General features: G+C 65.0%; 16 protein-coding genes and 1 tRNA gene. 12 read left to right on the forward strand and 5 right to left on the reverse strand.

Annotated elements, in window-relative coordinates; genetic code table 11:
• Nucleotides 1-154 precede the first annotated feature (154 nt).
• On the forward strand, nt 155-1807 hold the full coding sequence (locus tag IPP28_12745; protein MBL0041882.1) for a hypothetical protein: 1653 nt from the start codon (nt 155-157) through the stop codon (nt 1805-1807).
• A gap of 78 nt (nt 1808-1885) precedes the next feature.
• Here IPP28_12745 and IPP28_12750 read toward each other — a convergent pair whose 3' ends face one another.
• From IPP28_12750 to IPP28_12760, 3 genes are all read right to left on the reverse strand, one after another.
• Nucleotides 1886-2905, reverse strand: a complete 1020-nt coding sequence (locus IPP28_12750) for an NAD(P)-dependent alcohol dehydrogenase (GenBank protein ID MBL0041883.1) — start codon at nt 2903-2905, stop codon at nt 1886-1888.
• Nucleotides 2906-3038: 133 nt separating this feature from the next.
• Nucleotides 3039-3860 (reverse strand): hypothetical protein, encoded by an 822-nt coding sequence (locus IPP28_12755; GenBank protein ID MBL0041884.1) that lies wholly within the window; start codon nt 3858-3860, stop codon nt 3039-3041.
• Between the two features lie 67 nt (nt 3861-3927).
• Nucleotides 3928-4003 (reverse strand) — tRNA-Phe (locus tag IPP28_12760).
• A 336-nt stretch (nt 4004-4339) separates the two neighbouring features.
• Here IPP28_12760 and IPP28_12765 point away from each other — a divergent pair.
• Complete coding sequence (locus tag IPP28_12765; GenBank protein ID MBL0041885.1) at nt 4340-5197, forward strand: hypothetical protein; 858 nt, start codon at nt 4340-4342, stop codon at nt 5195-5197.
• A gap of 17 nt (nt 5198-5214) precedes the next feature.
• Nucleotides 5215-6450, forward strand: a complete 1236-nt coding sequence (locus IPP28_12770; GenBank protein ID MBL0041886.1) for a DUF4785 family protein — start codon at nt 5215-5217, stop codon at nt 6448-6450.
• Nucleotides 6451-6509: 59 nt separating this feature from the next.
• On the opposite strand, the gene folP is transcribed toward IPP28_12770, so the two are convergent.
• Both folP and IPP28_12780 read right to left on the reverse strand, forming a co-directional pair.
• Nucleotides 6510-7427: a dihydropteroate synthase gene (gene folP / locus IPP28_12775; GenBank protein MBL0041887.1), complete on the reverse strand. Its 918-nt coding sequence runs from the start codon at nt 7425-7427 to the stop codon at nt 6510-6512.
• Nucleotides 7428-7440: 13 nt separating this feature from the next.
• Complete coding sequence (locus IPP28_12780; protein MBL0041888.1) at nt 7441-9261, reverse strand: S9 family peptidase; 1821 nt, start codon at nt 9259-9261, stop codon at nt 7441-7443.
• Nucleotides 9262-9828: 567 nt separating this feature from the next.
• On the opposite strand from IPP28_12780, the gene rpsB reads away from it, so the two are divergent.
• The 9 genes from rpsB to rseP all read left to right on the forward strand — a co-directional run bounded on the left by rpsB (nt 9829) and on the right by rseP (nt 17800).
• Complete coding sequence (gene rpsB / locus IPP28_12785) at nt 9829-10764, forward strand: 30S ribosomal protein S2 (protein ID MBL0041889.1); 936 nt, start codon at nt 9829-9831, stop codon at nt 10762-10764.
• Nucleotides 10765-10857: 93 nt separating this feature from the next.
• Nucleotides 10858-11730, forward strand: coding sequence for an elongation factor Ts (locus IPP28_12790; GenBank protein MBL0041890.1), 873 nt, complete (start codon nt 10858-10860; stop codon nt 11728-11730).
• Between the two features lie 76 nt (nt 11731-11806).
• The gene (gene pyrH, locus IPP28_12795) at nt 11807-12535 is read left to right on the forward strand and encodes a UMP kinase (protein ID MBL0041891.1); all 729 of its coding nucleotides are present in this window, start codon (nt 11807-11809) and stop codon (nt 12533-12535) included.
• Nucleotides 12532-13059 (forward strand): GNAT family N-acetyltransferase, encoded by a 528-nt coding sequence (locus IPP28_12800; GenBank protein MBL0041892.1) that lies wholly within the window; start codon nt 12532-12534, stop codon nt 13057-13059. Before pyrH ends, IPP28_12800 begins: the two co-directional genes overlap by 4 nt.
• 56 nt (nt 13060-13115) lie before the next feature.
• Nucleotides 13116-13673 (forward strand): ribosome recycling factor, encoded by a 558-nt coding sequence (gene frr / locus IPP28_12805; protein MBL0041893.1) that lies wholly within the window; start codon nt 13116-13118, stop codon nt 13671-13673.
• Between the two features lie 17 nt (nt 13674-13690).
• The gene (gene uppS / locus IPP28_12810) at nt 13691-14443 is read left to right on the forward strand and encodes a di-trans,poly-cis-decaprenylcistransferase (protein MBL0041894.1); all 753 of its coding nucleotides are present in this window, start codon (nt 13691-13693) and stop codon (nt 14441-14443) included.
• Entirely contained in the window at nt 14440-15294 is an 855-nt protein-coding gene (locus IPP28_12815; GenBank protein MBL0041895.1) for a phosphatidate cytidylyltransferase, read from the forward strand. Before uppS ends, IPP28_12815 begins: the two co-directional genes overlap by 4 nt.
• On the forward strand, nt 15291-16472 hold the full coding sequence (locus IPP28_12820; protein ID MBL0041896.1) for a 1-deoxy-D-xylulose-5-phosphate reductoisomerase: 1182 nt from the start codon (nt 15291-15293) through the stop codon (nt 16470-16472). The genes IPP28_12815 and IPP28_12820 overlap by 4 nt, the downstream gene beginning before the upstream one ends.
• Nucleotides 16469-17800 carry an RIP metalloprotease RseP gene (rseP, locus tag IPP28_12825; GenBank protein ID MBL0041897.1) on the forward strand — a complete coding sequence of 444 codons (1332 nt, stop codon included), beginning with the start codon at nt 16469-16471 and terminating at the stop codon, nt 17798-17800. The genes IPP28_12820 and rseP overlap by 4 nt, the downstream gene beginning before the upstream one ends.
• Nucleotides 17801-17836: the final 36 nt, after the last annotated feature.

Genomic DNA, 17836 nt, shown 5'->3' on the forward strand with positions numbered 1-17836 from the left:
CGCACGGACAAGTGTGACGTGGCGCACTGGGATGCATGAGTCGCCGCCGCTGAGGGATTTCCCGGAGTGTGCGTGCCGCAGCGACACGGGACGATGCCGACAGAGACGAGTCACGACGCATTCCGCGTCCTTCGCCCTACCCAAGGAGATCGACATGGCCACGCACCGCATCCTCACCCGCAGCGCACTGGCAACTGCATTGACACTCGCCGCGCTGAACGCCGCCGCCTTCGAAGTGACCCGCGAATTCTCGGGGCTCTGGCTGGACCGGGACATCCTCGGTCACGGCATCAACGTCGACATCATCAATGGCGCTCAGGGCAAGACCGCTGCAGTCGTCTGGTACACCTTCGGTCCCGACGGCCGCCCGATGTGGCTGGCCGGTTCGGCCCCGGTCAACGGCAAGCAGATCGATGTCGTCGTCAGCACCCTGTCGGCGACCGTCCAGCCCGGTCCCTTCGGTTCGCCTGGCGGCGGCCAGTTCACGGCCTTCGGCACCCTGCATTTCGATTTCAGTTCCTGCAACAGCGCGACCGTGGCCTATGACCCGATCGATCCCGCGCTGGCCAATGGCCGTCTCAATCTGCAACGCGGGACGCAGTTGTACGCCTCGCAGTGCACCGGCGGCATCAGCGATGACCGATCCGTGGCGGCAGGCGACGTCCAGATCGAGCAATTCCTCGCCGCCGTCGGCAACGTCGGCCCCGGAAAAGCCCGCGCACGCTTCGCGCAGCGCAGCGACCGCAGCGAGTTCTCGATCGAATTGGAAGACCTCGCCGCAGGTCAGTACCGGCTCTTGGTCGGTGGCGAAGATCGCGGCAGCATCGATGTCGTCAGCGTGACCGGTGGTACCGAGGGCGAAACCGAGTTCCGCAGCCCGGTCGAACCCGGCAAGATCCTGCTCGACTTCGATCCGCGCGGCCAGTTCGTCGAAGTCCGCAACGGCAGCGCAGTACTGTTCGCAGCCACGTTCGCCGCCCAGGGCAACACCGGCTCCGGAGGCGGCAATGGCGGTGGCACGAGCAACGCGCCATCCACTGGCGACGCCTACTACCTGCTGAAGCTGGAGCCAGCCGGCAACGATGGTCCCGAACTCGAAGCCGAACTGGAACAACGTGCCGACCGCGTCGAATTTTCGGTCGAGATCGAGGATGCGACCGTTGGTGACTATGCCTTGCGCATCGGAGGCAGCGAACGCGGCACCGTCACCGTCGTGGCCGTTGCCGGTGGCACCAAGGGCGAAATCGAGTTCCGCAATCCGGTCGAAGCCGGCAAGCAGCCACTCGACTTCGATCCACGCGGCCAGGTCATCGAAGCCCTGCGCGCCGGAATCGTGCAGTTTTCGGGCCGATTCCCGTCCGATCCGAGCGGCCCCGCCAACGACGATGATGACGATAGCGGCGACGACGACAATGGCGACGACAATGGCGACGACAACGGTGGCAGCGGTGGCAGCAACGACGACAACGGGGATGACCATGGCGGCGGCACGTCGGCCGACGTCTCCTTGCTGGTGTCGCTGAGCAGCACGGGCGCCGACAGCGATGCCAACGGCGAAGCCGGCTTCGAACAACTCGGCAGCGAGCGCGAGTTCGAAGTTGAAATCGAGGATCTGGCAGACGGCATCTACACGCTGAAGGTCGGCGGCAGCGAGCGTGGCACGATCACGGTCAGCAATGAACGCGGCGAAATCAAGTTCGCGTCGCCGGCCCGCGCCGATCGCGCCCTGCTCGACTTCGACCCGCGCAGTCAGGCCATCGAAATCTGGCGCAACGGCACGCGATTCTTGAGCGGCCAGCTGCCGTAATCGCGGACGTCCCGATCACCACGAGCCCGCGAGCGATCGCGGGCTCGTGCTTGCCCTGATTCGGAAGACTGACGCCGGTCAATTCCCGAAATCGTTCTTCAGCACGATGCGATAGCGTGCCTTGCCGGCACGCAGGTGATCGAACGCATCATTGACGCCGCTCATTGGGAACGGCTCGACCATCGGCTCGATGCCGTGACGGGCACAGAACGCCAGCATCTTGGCAATGCCGTTCGGTGAACCGGTGGGCGAACCCGACACCTGCTTCTGACCCAGCAGCAGCGAAAACACCTGCACCGGAATGGGTTCGAGCACCGCACCGACCACATGCAGGCGGCCACGCGGTGCGAGTGCGGCGATCAGGGCATTCCAGTCCAGCTTGACGTTGGCGGTGACGATGATCAGGTCGAGCGATCCCGCGATTGCGGCAATCTGCTTCGTGTCCGTGCTCGACACGATGCGGTGCGCCCCCAGCGCATGCGCCTCGTCGTGTTTGCCGGCGTTGGAGGTGAATGCGGTGACCTCGCAACCCCAGGCGCGGGCGAAGCGCACGGCCATGTGTCCCAGGCCGCCGATCCCGACGACGCCGACCCGACCGGTCGGCTGGATGCCGTAGTCGAGCAAGGGCGTGAACACGGTGATGCCGCCGCAAAACAGTGGCCCGGCCACTTCCGGGCGAATGCCTTCCGGCAAGGCGATGGTCCAGGCCCAGTGTGCGCGCACGCGGTCTGCGAAGCCGCCATGGCGATGGACGATGGTCGGTTGTGCCGTCAGGCACAGGTGCTGGTCACCGCCCATGCACGAGCCACAATGCATGCAGCTGGCGCTGGTCCAGCCCACACCGACGCGCTGCCCGATCTGCAAACCCTTGGCGTTTGCGCCCAAAGCGACCACCCGGCCGACGACTTCATGACCGGGCACGAGCGGATACGCGGCCATGCCCCATTCGTTGTCGACCATCGACAGGTCGGAATGGCAGACCCCGCAATACTCGACCGCGACTTCAACCTCATCCGGCCCGAGCGCACCCGGGTCGTAATCGAATCGTTCGAGCTTTCCCTTCGCCGCGTGCGCGGCCCAGGCCTTGATCATCGACATGTCGGCACTCCGTGGGTGGGTCAGGCAATCAGTCGCGACATCGTTTCTCGACCGATGCCGATCCTCTCATGCCCCATCGTGGCTGCAGGATGAAGGCCACGCCGGACTCGGGCAGCAATCGATGGCGACGACCTCATGACCGCAGAAACTGCGCGATGCCGGGCGCCAGGATCAGCGGTGTGCCGGGATTCCGGGCGGTTCCGGTCGGACTGGGCCCCGGTGTGAGATTGATATCGACGACGACCGGTCGACCCTGATGGATCACGAAGTCGATCTTGCCGTAGTCAAGCCCCAAGCGCTCCCGCACGGCGACGATTTCAGGCGGCACCGCAACGGTTTCGACATCGATGGCATTACTCGCCTTCACGACCGGATGCGGACTGCAGAAGCGTCGACAACGACCCTCGGTACCGAGAAACAGCCAGAAATGTGTCCAGTAGCCGCGTTCATCGCGCTCCGGCAGGAAGCGCTCGACGATGCGGCCGGGCATCGACCACAGCGCGTCGGGCACGTCGCTGCGTGACCGAAACACCGGATAGTCGGTCATCGGCACCAACCCCGGATAGGGCCGCGGGCGCCCGAGGGCACGGGCGCGCTCGTTGTGCTTCGCCTCCGGCACGCCACCGGCGTTGAGATCCGATTTGACGATGACCGGACCGTCCCAGGCCGAATCTCGCCGCAGCGCGAGGTCGCCACGTACCGACTTGCAGAGGTCGATCCCGTTGCCGTTCACGACGACCGGAAAGCGCCGCAGCGCGTCGACGTACTCGTCCGGCACACGCGACGCATCGACATGGAGAAAAGCGAGATCGGCCTGCACGCCCGCCGCCGGCGGCCCCTCGCAGACCCGGATCTCGTGACCAGCATCCAACCAGACCGGAAACAGCGCCTGGATCATCCATGAGCGCGCACGGAAGTCATCCAGTTCATGGGCTACCACGAGAATGCGAGCCACGCGTCCGTGCCTAGGTCGTCTGAAACGACAAAGGCCGCGATCACTCGCGGCCTGATGTCTTGGAACATGGTGGCCAGGGAGGGAATCGAACCCCCGACACGGGGATTTTCAATCCCCTGCTCTACCAACTGAGCTACCTAGCCGTGAATCTGGATGTCGCTCCGCCATTGCGGCGAAGGGCGCGAATTAAAGCCGCGCGAGGTGCATTCGTCAAGCGGAAACTGCCGCGCTGCAGCGTGATGCACGTGGCTGTCCTCGCCGGACGGTGCAACGGTCTTCGCCATCACAATCTTCCGCGTCGCACAAACGAAAGTTTCAAACAGATGTTTACAACGTGATCCAAGTCTGGTTTCATGCGCCCCGCGGTGACAGGGGGAGGACCTCGCCGCACTCGAATCCGACGACAGCGACCGCGACGGGCAGCAGGGACTGCCGACCCGCGCCGGTGACAGCACGTCCACGCAATTCGAACTGGGAGGATGAACGTGCACAAGCTTCTTGCCTGCATCACGCTGGGTCTGGCCGCCTTCGCCGTCGAGGCGAATACCGGTGTCGCCTTTGTTCACGGCACCGGCAAACAGACCAACGCGCTGGCCGACTACTGGACCAGCGAAAACGTCAACTCGATCCGTCAGGGTCTGCCGAATACCGCGAACTACACGGTGATCAACTGCGACTTCACGCAGTACATGTGGAATTCTGCGGCTGCGGGCTGCCTCGCCGGCCAGCTGAGCACGTTCATCAGCAGCAAGGGCATCACCGATCTCGTGATCCTCACCCACAGCAATGGCGGCAACGTCATGCGCTGGATCATGTCGAATCCGACCTACGACAGCCGCTATCCGAACATCATCTCGAAGATCCGCTGGGTCAACGCGCTTGCGCCGTCGTCCGCCGGCACGCCGCTGGCCGACGCGGTCATGAACGGCAACGTCTTCGAGTCCTCGCTGGGCTGGTTGATGGGCTACAAGAACGATGCCGTGCGCATGCAGCAGACCAGCTGGATGGCCACCTACAACGCCAACAACCTTTATGGCACCGCCGGCCGCCCGGCCCTGCCCAAGGGCTTCTGGTCGGTGGTCGGTACCGATGTCGATTCGTCGCCCTTCGACAGTGACAGCTACTGCGGTGGCTACACCGAGAATCTCGGCCTGGAGACCACGCAGAACTGGCTGAACTCGTGCTCGGACGGTTTCCTGAATTGCACCAGCCAGGCCGCGGCCGGCAAGGTCTGGTTCTACGACACCAGCCGCATGGCCGGCGGCGAACCGCTGTCGCACAACCAGAGCCGTCGCAAGTGCTTCGGCCTCGACGTGATCCTGCGTAACGACATCTGAGCCCGGAGCCCAAAGCCATGAAGACGAAGTCGATGCTTTCCATCGCCCTGGCCCTCGCGCTCAGTGGCACCGCCGCCGCCAAGCGGTTTGAAACCGATGTCGCGTTCGACCGCGCGGCCGGCGACCTGGTCCCGAGCACCCTGGTTGCGTCCAAGGCAGCCCCGGCGCCGGGCATGAATCTCGAAACCCGTCCGGTTCAATTCAGTTGGGTGCTGCCGGCCGACCAGAAGATCGAGGCGCAGCAACCGTTCGTACGCGAGAGCAAGGAATACTGGACGCGCGTCCCAAGCGCCGAACTCGCCCGCGGCACGACGCTGCACACCACGGCCAAGGGCGCGCTGATCCGCCTGTCGCCGGTGTCGAGCGATGCGAAGGCCGTGCAAGCGATTTCCGCCGACGATGTCGTGCTCACCGCCAACGGCAAGGCGATCCAGGGACGCGCCGCAATGGCGAATGCCGCCAACGATGCCGAACTGAAGATGGCCGGCACCGATTTCCCGGACGGCACCCTCGCCTTCCAGTTGCGTGACGATCTCGGTGCGGGCGCGATCACGCTGGCGATGCCGAAGGCCGCAGGCGACTACCTCGTGCATGTGTACGAGCCGAACAGCACGGAAGTCCTGAAGCTGACGATGGATCGCATCGTCGCCAGCCACGGCCAGACCTACAAGGTGTTCGCGAACTACAACGGCACCGAATCACTGGATTCGATCGACGGCCTCGTCAGCGCGCCGAATGGCGCCTCGTTCGATCTGAGCTTCAAGCGTGCCGCCGATGGCCGCTATGTCGCCGAAGTCGCGCACGACGCCGTCGCCGGTGCCGGCCCGGGCCTGTGGGAAGTGCATGCCTTCGCTTCCGCCAAGGGCGCGAGTGTGCAGCGCGATGCCAAGACCGCGTTTTCGTCGAGCATCCCGCGCGCACAATTGGGCGCCGGTGCCAAGGTTGTGCAGAACGACGACGGTTCGCTGTCGATGTCGTTCAAGCTGCGCGTCGCCGCCGAAAGCCGTTTCGAAGTGCGCGGGACCCTGTACGGCATGGACGGCGGCAAGCTGCGTCCGGCCGCACAAGCCAGCACGGCGGCCATGCTGTCATCCGGAAGCGGCACACTGGAATTGGTGTTCGATGCTGCGACGATGGCCAAGGTCGGCGTCCGCGGTCCCTACCAGTTGCGTGACCTGACCTTGGTCGACCAGGCCGACCTGAGCACGATCGAACTGCGTCGTGCCGGCATGCGTGTCGCGCTCGATCGCTGATCGATACTCGCGACCGGAATACGAAAAAGCCGGGCAATGCCCGGCTTTTTCATGCGCGGCTATTCGTCGTCCCAGGGTGACTTCGGTTTTGCGGCAGGTGCCTTCGTCGCCTTCTCAAATGGACGAATCGCCGCGTACATCGCCAACGCGTCGCGGGTGGCGGCAACATCATGCACACGCACGATGCGCGCGCCGCGCTCGACCGCGAGCAGGGACGCCGCCGCGGACCCCGCCGCGCGATCACTCACGCCCCGGCCGGTCACCGTTCCGATCATCTGCTTGCGCGACAGCCCGACCAGCAATGGCGCCTCGATGCTCGCGAACTGGCCCAACTGCGCCAGTAAGGCCAGATTGTGCGCCAGCGATTTGCCGAAACCGAAGCCGGGATCGATAACGATGCGCTTCTTGTCGATCCCGGCCATCTGGCAGGTCAGCAATCGGTCGGCGAGGAACCGCTTCACGTCGCCGACGACGTCATCGTAGTGCGGCGCATCCTGCATGGTGCGTGGCTCGCCCTGCATGTGCATCAGGCACACCGACACGTTCAACGCCGCAGCGGCTTCGAGTGCGCCCTCGCCGCGCAGGGCGTTGACGTCATTGATCAGACCGGCGCCGGCCGCGACTGCTGCCCGCATCACTGCAGGTTTCGAGGTATCGATCGAGATCGGCACATCGATTCGTGCCGCGATCGCCTCGATCACCGGCACCACGCGTGCGATCTCTTCGTCGACGGACACGGGCGCCGCCCCGGGCCGCGTCGATTCGCCGCCGACATCAAGGATGTCCGCGCCCTCGCCGACCAGTCGTTCGGCCTGCGCCAACGCGGCGTCGAGGCCGACATGACGACCGCCATCGGAAAACGAATCCGGGGTCAGGTTCAGGACCGCCATGATGCGGGCGTGATCCAGCCTGAGTTCGTGCCGTCCGATCTTCAGGCCCGGCACGCTGCTGCCACCGAACAATTCGTCGAGGTTCATCGAGGGTCCAGAGTCATTTGGGGCCGATGTGGGCCGCCAGGAATTCTTCCAGTTGTTTGTAGAACGCGACGACGTTCTTCTTGACGTAGAAGCCGTGACCTTCCTTGGGCACGGACATCCAGACGGGCTTGTTGCCGGCCTTCTCCAGCGCCTTCTTCATGGCTTCCGCCTGGCCGATCGGGGTGCGCTCGTCCTTCTGGCCGTGCGCGAGGAACACCGGCACCTTGATCTGGCCTGCCAGCGCCAGCGGCGAGTTGGCCAGCAATTCATCATCGTCTCGGCCGATCACGCGTGCGATGTACGCGCGACCGAGGAAGCTCTTCGACGTATCGCTCTTGTTCGCCATCGCGCGCAGGTCATACAGCCCGGCCTGTCCGGCGACGCACTTGACCAGGTCCGGCGCCTTCGCCGCCAGCATCAAAGCCGAATAGGCACCGAAGCTCGCGCCATACACGCAGATGCGCTGGGAGTCGGCGTAGCCCTGAGCCACTGCCCAGCGCATGCCGTCGATCAGGTCGTCCTGGATTCGCGTGCCCCACTTGCGAAACCCGGCCTCGTGGAACGCATAGCCACGGCCGCCGGAACCGCGATAGTTGACCTGGAGCACGAGATAGCCGCGAGATGCGAGGAACTGTGCGTCGGTATCGAACCCCCAAGAATCGGAAATGCCATGGGGCCCGCCGTGCGGCAGCAGCACCATGGGCATTTTCGCGGGATCTTTGGCGCCATTGCCCGGCACCGTCAGGTAGCCATCCAGCTCCAGCCCGTCGCTGGCCTTGAAGCGAACATGGTGCCTCCGGTGCATGGCCGCCGGGTCGATCTCAGCATTGCTCTGCAACAAGCGGGCGAGACTGTCCTTCTTGCGATTCATCACTGCCCACTCGCCGGGATTGCGGTCGCTGTAGATGTAGATGAGCGACACATTGCCGTCGGCACTGTGATCGACGAAGCGCACGTTCTGGTCAGGGAAGCCGTTGCGAAGCTCCTGATGCAGCTTCGCATCGGGAGAAGCCGGGTCGAGATAGGTCACGCGCGGTCGGGCACCCTTGAACTCGGCGGCCATCGGCTGGCGCTGGGTGTTCCACAACACCGCATCGATGCTGTTGAAGTCGTCGCTGGCGAGCACTTCGCGCTGGGCGAGCGCAAGATCCGTCTTCACCAACGCACGCGGGCCATCGTTGGCCGAGAAATAACCGATCACGTGGCTGCCCGTCGGCGTCACCGCCAGCGGCTCGAACGTGCCACCGACCGCCTCGTTCGAGAGCTTGCGCCAGTTCTTCCCTTCCGCATCGGCGGCGTACAGCAATTGCGCCTCATCCTTGTCGGTGCCGTGGGCGTAACGGGGTACGCCGGCCGCATCCATCACGAAGCTCAGGCCCTGCTCGGCAATGTCGGCAACTAGGCGACTGCGCCCGGTCAACGCATCCACCTCGTACAACAAGCTCGCCGGAAGGCTGTTTTCCGCGGATCCGCGGCTCATGTAGAACTTGCCGTTGGGCACCGGCGGCAGGCCGGCGAAGTAACCGAAGCCGGGCGGCACACCCACGCCCAGCGTCGATTCCTTGTAGCCGAAAAGGTAGCGGTGGCGCTTCCCGTCGAAATCCATGCCGATGATTTCGCCGAAGTTGAACGGCTCTTCGCGCGCGCCCCATTTGCCACCCTTGACGTAGATCAGCCGGGTATCGCTGACCCAGCGAATGTCGAAAGCCAACTCGTATTTCGGCAACTTGATGAAGGCGGTATTGGCCATGTCCGCCAGGCGATACACCATGATGCCGTGGTCGTCGTCGCCCAGATCCGCCGACACGGCGAGATACGAGCCATTGCTGGAGATGCGCGGGTCCTTCAAGGTCTGTTGTGCCGCAAAGCTCTCCACCGGAACCGCGGCCGCCGACACATTGCCGGCGGACACGAACAGGTAGAGCGCGACGGCGACCCCGCGCAGTGAACTCAAAAGATCCGTCATGCAATTCTCGCGATATCGGAAGGATTGGGTTCAGGCCCAGCCGAGCGGCATGGCATGGCCGTGAACCTGAATCCTGCAATGTATCGCGGATGGCACGATCCATAAACATTTCGTGACAATGTCAGGCCGCCGATGCGGGCTGCGCTGGCACGCGCCGGTGCCGCCGCCACTTGCCGGGTTGTCGCGTGGACCGCGGGCCCGATCTGGAGACTTGCGGCCAGGATGCTGCCACGGTTAGAATTCCGCGGCTTTGTCGGGTCAATCCGACAGCTCACGGCAATCCTGCCGAATCCGCACACGCTTCGTCACCCGGACTGGGGTGCCCTTTCGCTCGCGAATGGGGTCGGTCCGGGCGGAAACGTGGAGGTCCAACCCCGAAACACGATGCGCAGTCCCCGACCAGGGACAGCCGTGTTTCAAGCAACGGAGTTCACCATGCCTCAAGTCACCATGCGCCAGATGCTCGAAGCCGGCGTGCATTTCGGTCACCAGACCCGATACTGGAACCCCAAGATGGCGCCGTACATTTTCGGCGCGCGCGGGAAGATCCACATCATCAATCTCGAAAAGACCATGCCGCTGTTCACGGACGCGATGAATTTCCTGTCCGGCATGGCCCAGAAGCGCGGCAGCGTGCTGTTCGTCGGCACCAAGCGCTCGGCGCGTGAAGCGGTGAAGTCGGAAGCCAACCGCTGCGGCATGCCGTTCGTTTCGCACCGCTGGCTCGGCGGCATGCTCACGAATTTCCGCACCGTGCGCCAGTCGGTCTCGCGCCTGAAGGAAATCGAAGCCATGCATACCGATGGCAGCTTCGAAAAGCGCGTGAAGCATGAAGTCCTGTCGCTGAAGCGCGAGCAGGAAAAGCTCGAGCGCTCGCTCGGCGGCATCAAGAACATGAATTCGCTCCCGGACGCGCTGTTCGTGATCGACGTCGGTCATGAAGAGATCGCGATCAAGGAAGCCCGCACTCTGGGCATTCCGGTCATCGCCGTCGTCGATACCAACTACGACCCGTCGCTGGCCGACTACATCATCCCGGGCAATGACGACGCCATCCGCGCCGTGCAGCTCTACGCCGCCGCCGCCGCCGATGCGGTGCTGGAAGGCAAGGCTGCCGCTCCCGCCATCCCGGCCAATGCCAAGGACGAGTTCGTCGAACTCGACGCCGCAGGCAACCCGGTCGCGAAGGATGACGCCGGCCGTCGCCGCGACGACCGCGGTGGCCGCAATGATCGCAACGACCGCGATCGCAAGCCGGGTGGCCCGAATCGTCGCGGACCGGGTGGTCCGGGCGGCCCCGGTGCCAAGCCGGGTGCGAAGCGCGCGCCGTCGCGCGCGCCGGCCAAGTCCGACGCCCCGAGCGCCGAGTAAGTTCGGCACCGCCGCGGCCCCGGCTGCGGCAGCGCAATGGATCCTGCGCGGCGGAGCTCCCGCCGCGCTTTTTTTGAGCATCGAGAGGAAGTCATGGAAATCACGGCAAGCATGGTCAAGGAACTGCGCGAGCGGTCCGGCGTCGGCATGATGGAGTGCAAGAAGGCGCTGACCGAGAACGGCGGCGACATCGAAACCGCGATGGAATGGCTGCGCAAGCAGGGCCTCGCCAAGGCCGACAAGAAGGCCGGCCGCGTCGCAGCGGAAGGCCGCATCGCCATGGCCGCCGATGCGGGCAAGGCCGTCATGGTCGAGATCAATTCGGAAACCGACTTCGTCGCCAAGGACGAGAACTTCATCAAGTTCTGCGATCTCGTCGCCAAGACCGCGTTGTCATCGGGCGCCGGCGACATCGACGCACTGAAGGCCGTTGCCGCAGACGGCGGGACGATCGAGGAACTGCGCTCGGCCCTGGTGCTGAAGCTGGGCGAGAACATCCAGTTGCGTCGACTCGTTGCGCTGAAGAGCGACGGCACCGTCGGCGCCTACGTGCATGGCGGCCGGATCGGCGTGCTGGTCGAGCTGAAGGGTGGCAATGGCGAACTGGCGCGCGGCATCGCGATGCATGTTGCGGCCATGAACCCGCCGTACAACAAGGCCAGCGACGTGCCGGCCGAGTTCCTGGCGAAGGAAAAGGAAATCGAACTGGCCAAGATGACCGACAAGGATCGCGCCAAACCGGCCGACATCCTCGAAAAGATCATCGGCGGCAAGGTTCAGAAGATCGTCACCGAGAACACGCTGTACGGCCAGCCGTATGTCATCGACACCAACATGACCGTCGACGCAGCCCTGAAGGCCGGCAAGGCGGATGTCGTCGTCTATCACCGCATGGCGGTCGGCGAAGGTATCGAGAAAGTGGTCGAGGACTACGCCGCCGAAGTCGCGAAAGCGATGCAGGTCTGACCGAAAAGGGAGCGGCAACGCTCCCTTTTTTTGCCCGCTTGTTTTTCGCGCCACTGCATGATTCAAGGAACCGACCATGACCGACGCGCCAATCCGATATTCGCGAATCCTCCTCAAGCTCAGCGGCGAAGCGCTGATGGGCAGCGAGTCCTACGGCATCGATCCCAAGGTGCTCGGCCGCTTGGCTGACGAGATCATCGAAGTGGTGCGCACCGGTGTTCAGGTCGGCGTGGTGATTGGCGGTGGCAACATCTTCCGCGGTGCCGGCCTCGCCGCAGCCGGGATGGATCGTGTCACCGGCGACCACATGGGCATGCTCGCGACGGTCATGAATGCGCTGGCGATGCAGGACGCGATCGAGAAGCGCGGCGTCGTCGCGCGGGTGATGAGCGCGATCAAGATCAACGAGGTCTGCGAGGACTACATCCGCCGCCGCGCCATCCGTCATCTGGAAAAGAATCGCGTCGCATTGTTCGCGGCCGGCACCGGCAATCCGTTCTTCACCACCGACTCCGCGGCCGCACTGCGCGCTGTCGAAGTCGGCGCGGAACTGTTGCTCAAGGGCACCAAGGTCGATGGCGTCTACAGTGCCGACCCCAAGAAGGACGCGAGCGCGACCCGATTCGACACGCTCAGCTATGAAGACGTGATCACGCGCAATCTCGGCGTAATGGATACCGCCGCGATCGCGCTGTGCCGCGACCATGGCATGCCGCTGCGCATCTACGACATGAACCGCCCCGGCAATCTGATGCGCATCGTCTGCGGCGAACCGATCGGCACCCTGGTCACGCGCGCCGGATGAGCGTGGCGGTCCTGCGCACCGCCACGCGCGCCGATGCCCTGGCACTGGCCGAACTCGCGCGCCGCAGCTTCGCCGCCACCTACGCACCCACCCACGACGCGGCCCGCATCCGCATCCATTGCGACAGCGTGCTCGGTGATGCCGAAGTCGGGCGTTGGTTCGAGGCCGGTGCGGCACAGATCGTGCTCGCCGAATCCGGCGCCGAGTTGCTCGGCTTCGTTCAGTGGCAGGCGGCCGCGGCCCCGGTGCCGGCACGGCATGCGATCGAGCTGAAACGCCTCTATGTCGATACCGCAGCCCAGGGCAGCGGCCTGGGTCAACGCCTGTTCGACGCCGTCCGTGCGGATGCCAAGCGCGTCGGAGCCGACCTGCTTTGGCTATGCGTCTATGCCGGCAACGAGCGGGCGCGTCGCTTCTATGCCCGGCAAGGCATGACCGCGATCGGCCGCGTGCCCTACCGGTTTGTCGATCAGGTCGAAGATGATCTCGCGCTGGGCCTTGATCCGGGCATGGTCACGCCCTGAATCCGCATGGCACCGCTATACTCGCGGCTTCCCACGCCACGATCCGACGCAGCGCCATGATCGCGACCATCAAGCAAGAAGCCGAAGCCCGCATGAAGAAGAGCATCGAGTCCCTGAAGACCGATCTCTCCAAACTCCGCACCGGCCGTGCCAGCACCTCCCTCGTCGACCATCTCAAGGTGAACTATTACGGTTCCGACATGCCGCTGAACCAGTGCGCTGCTGTCGCCGTGGTCGATTCACGCTCGCTCACCATCACGCCATGGGAAAAGCCGATGGTGGGGCCGATCGAGAAGGCGATCCTCGCGTCCGACCTCGGCCTGACGCCGAACACCGCCGGCACGGTCATCCGCATCAATCTGCCGCCGCTCACCGAACAGCGCCGCAAGGAACTTGCGAAGCACGTGTCGCACGAGGGCGAGAACACCAAGGTCGCGATCCGCGGCGTGCGTCGCGACGCCATGCAGCACGTCAAGGATTTGCTGAAAGACAAGCAGATCAGCGAAGACGAAGAGCGCAAGGCCGAGCAGGACGTGCAGAAACTCACCGACAAGTTCGTCGCCGACGTGGATGCCGTCTGCAAGGCCAAGGAACAGGAGCTGATGTCGCTCTGAGCGGCTGAGTCGGCCGCATGAGCATCATCGATCCGGCGATCGCCGTCCAACGCCTGCCCCGCCATGTCGCCATCGTCATGGACGGCAACGGTCGCTGGGCCGAGGCGCGACATCGCCCACGCAGTTTCGGTCACCATGAAGGCGTCAAGGCGGTGCGGGCCACCGTCGAGGCCTGCATGCACCGCCATGTCCCCACGCTCACCCTGTTCGCGTTCTCCAGCGAGAACTGGAAGCGTCCGGAGGACGAAGTCGGCACTCTGATGGAATTGTTCATGAAGGCGATCGACCGCGAGGTCGACGAACTGGTCGCGAACGGCGTATCGCTGCGCTTCATCGGCGACCGCTCGGCGTTCGCACCGGCGCTGCGCGAACGCATGGATCGTTCCGAGCGCAAGCGCCCGGAGCAGACGCGCCTGAACCTCAACATCGCCGCGAATTATGGCGGACGCTGGGACATCGTGCAGGCGACGCGCCAGATCGTGGCCGGCATCGCCAGCGGTGAAATCGATGCCGGCACGGTCGACGAATCGGTCTTCGACGCGCATACCAGCCTGGCCGACCTGCCACCGCTGGACTTGTTCATCCGCACCGGCGGCGAACACCGCGTCAGCAACTTTCTGCTGTGGCAACTCGCCTACGCCGAACTCTGGTTCAGCGACGTGCTGTGGCCCGACTTCGATGCCACCGCGCTGGATGCCGCGCTCGACGACTATGCCCGACGCGAGCGCCGCTACGGCCGCACCAGCCAGCAAACGAGGCATCCCGCATGAGCAAGGCCGACCTGCCTGCGCCGAAACCGTCCGGTGGCCTGCGCGAACGTGCGATCACGGCCGCCATCCTCGCGCCAATCGGCATTGCCGGCGTCATGCTGATGCCGCAGATCTGGTTCGCGATCGCGCTGGGCTTGCTGTTCCTGGTCGGCGTATGGGAATGGACGCGGCTGAGCGGCTGGCGTTCGACGCCGGTGCGCATCGTGCTGGTCGCGCTGCACGTGCTGATGTTCACGAGCGTCTGGTTCGGCAGTGATGTCGCGCGGACCCAGACGGTGTGGACCGGCGTGGTGTTCTGGCTGCTGGCGCCGTGGTGGCTGCGCCACTACCACTTCGGCGAGCAGGCCGGCAAACGATCGCTGCTGATCAAGAACTTGGCCTGCGCGCTGGCGATCGTTCCGGCCTGGACCGCCGCGATCGTGCTGCACGGCGGCGACCGTGGCCCTTGGTGGGTGCTGTTTCTGCTCGTTCTGGTCTGGTGTGCGGACAGCTGTGCCTACTTCGCCGGTCGCCGCTTCGGCACCACCAAGCTGGCGCCGAACATCAGTCCCGGCAAGACCACGGCCGGTGTCTACGGCGCCTTGGTCGGCTGCACGATCTACGCGCTCGGGCTCGGTCATTTCGCCTTCGCGGTGCCAGTGCAGCGACTGCCGATCTTCGTCGCACTCTGCGTCGTCACGGTGGTGTTCTCGATCATCGGCGACTTGCTTGAAAGCCTGATCAAGCGTCATTCGCAGGCGAAGGACTCGGGCACCCTGTTCCCCGGCCATGGCGGTGCGCTGGATCGATTCGATTCGATGTTCGCGGCGCTGCCGATCTTCGTCGCCGGAAAGCTGACCCTCGGCCTATGAAACAGGTCGCCGTTCTGGGCGCGACCGGCTCGATCGGCGCGAGCACGCTCGATGTCATTGCCCGCCACCCGGCACGGTTCCGCGCTGCCGCCTTGAGCGCACACCGGGACTGCGCGGCACTGGCCGAACTCTGCGCGCGCTTCGCGCCCGACGTGGCGGTGATTGCCGATGCGTCCTTGCAGGACGAACTGGCCGCAGCCCTGCGCACGCGCGGGCTGCGCACCGAAGCGCTGGCCGGCGCCAACGCGCTGGATGCCATCGCCGCCGACGAGCGCTTCGATACCGTCGTCGCCGCGATCGTCGGCGCCGCCGGCCTGGCGTCGACCTTGGCCGCGGCGCGGGCCGGCAAGCGACTGCTGCTGGCGAACAAGGAATCGGTAGTGATGTCCGGCGAACTGCTGGTCGCGACCGCGGCCCGTCACGGTGCCAGCCTCATTCCGCTCGACAGCGAACACAACGCCATCTTCCAGTGCCTGCCGCACGACTATGCGCGCGATCCCGATGCGAACGGCATTGTCCGGCTCATCCTCACGGCCTCGGGTGGCCCGTTTCGCGGCTGGTCGCGCGAGCGGCTGCGCGAGGTCACGCCGGACCAGGCCTGCGCGCATCCGCGCTGGAAGATGGGCCGCAAGATTTCGGTCGACTCGGCGACACTGATGAACAAGGGTCTCGAAGTGATCGAGGCGCAGCGCCTGTTCGGCGTCGCGGCGGAACGCATCGAGGTGCTGGTGCACCCGCAAAGCATCGTGCATTCGCTGGTCGAATATGCCGACGGCTCCCAGATCGCGCAGCTCGGCTCGCCCGACATGCGCACGCCGATCGCGAACGCGCTGGCCTGGCCGGCACGCATCGACGCCGGCGTCACCCGGCTCGATCTTGCCGCGGCCGCCTCGCTCGAATTCGAAGCCCCGGACCTCGTCGCCTTTCCCTGCCTGGCGCAGGCTTTCGGCGCGTTGCGCGCCGGCGGTGCCGCCCCGATCGTGCTGAATGCGGCCAACGAGGTGGCGGTGGCCGCCTTTCTTGCCGGTCGCATCGGTTTCCTCGACATCGAGCGCGTGATCGACTCTGGACTGCAGCGATCTGTTAACGCATCGGTCGATACACTGGAGGCCATTGTCGCCATCGACCGCGACGCCCGCCGCGAAGCGGAGCGCGCCTTGCAAGGATGTTCTGCATGACCGGATTTATCGGGCCGCTGTTCTGGTACGTGATCACCATCGGCCTGCTGGTGACCTTCCACGAGTTCGGCCATTTCTGGGTAGCGAGACGCTGCGGCGTCAAGGTGCACCGCTTCTCGGTCGGATTCGGCAAGCCGCTGTGGACGCGCATCGGCCGCGACGGCACCGAGTACGTGCTCGCGGCGATTCCGCTGGGCGGGTATGTCTCGATGCTCGACGAACGTGCCGAGGACGTGGCCCCGGAACAGGCGCACGCCGCGCTGAACCGCAAGCCGGTGTGGCAGAAAATTGCCGTGGCCGCGGCCGGACCAGTGGCCAACGTCCTGTTCGCGCTGCTGGTCTACTGGGCCATGTTCATCGTCGGCAAGCCCGACTTTCAACCGATCCTTGGCCAGGTCAGCGGCCTCAGTGCCGAAGCCGGGCTGCGCCCCGGCATGCGCGTCACGGCCGTCGACGGCACCCCGGTCGATGCCTGGTCGGAAGTCGGCATGGCGCTGTTCGAAGGCGCCCTGTATCGCCGCGACGTCGTCGTCGCGGTGACCGCGGCCGGCGCGGAAGACAGCCTGCACACGATCCGCCTCAGCAGCATTGACAAGAGTGTGCCGGACGAGCAGTTGGGCAATCGGCTCGGCTTGCAACGCGTTCAGCCTGCGCTGGTGGGCCAGGTGATCGCCGGTGCCGCAGGCGCGGACGCCGGGTTGCGCAGTGGCGATCTCATTCTCAGCGTGGACGGCGAGTCCGTGAGCGATTTCGACGCCCTGCGCGACACCTTGCAGCGCCAGGCACAGGATGGCGAAGTCGTGCTGCTGGTCGAACGCGATGGCGAACGCCTGCGCCTGCTCGCCCGTCCCGATCCGATCGTCGAGGATGGCAAGCCGGCCTTCCGACTCGGCATCGGCGCCGGATTCCGGCATGACCACGTGCGCCGCTTCGGCCCTCTGGCCGCGATGCCGGCGGCCATGAGCGAAGCCTGGACCGTGACGACCAAATCCCTGCAGTTCCTGAAGGACATGCTGCTCGGTGCGCTGTCGACCAAGCACCTCTCGGGCCCGATCACCATCGCCCAGGTCGCCAATCTCAGCGCCAACGAAGGCCTGCCATGGTTTCTCGGCTTCCTGGGCGCGGTATCGCTGGGTCTGGCGATCCTGAACCTGCTGCCCATCCCGATCTTGGACGGGGGTCATATCCTGTATTACCTTATCGAACTGATCAAAGGCAGTCCGATCAGCGATCGAATGCTGGTCGCCGGTCAATACGTGGGATTGGCGATGCTCTCCGGTCTGATCGGACTCGCCTTCTTCAACGATATTTCCGGCCTGTTCCGCTGAACCAAACCTATTCGGCACGGCGCGCACCAAGCATGT

The organism is Lysobacterales bacterium, assembly GCA_016721845.1.
Classification (GTDB): domain Bacteria; phylum Pseudomonadota; class Gammaproteobacteria; order Xanthomonadales; family Ahniellaceae; genus JADKHK01.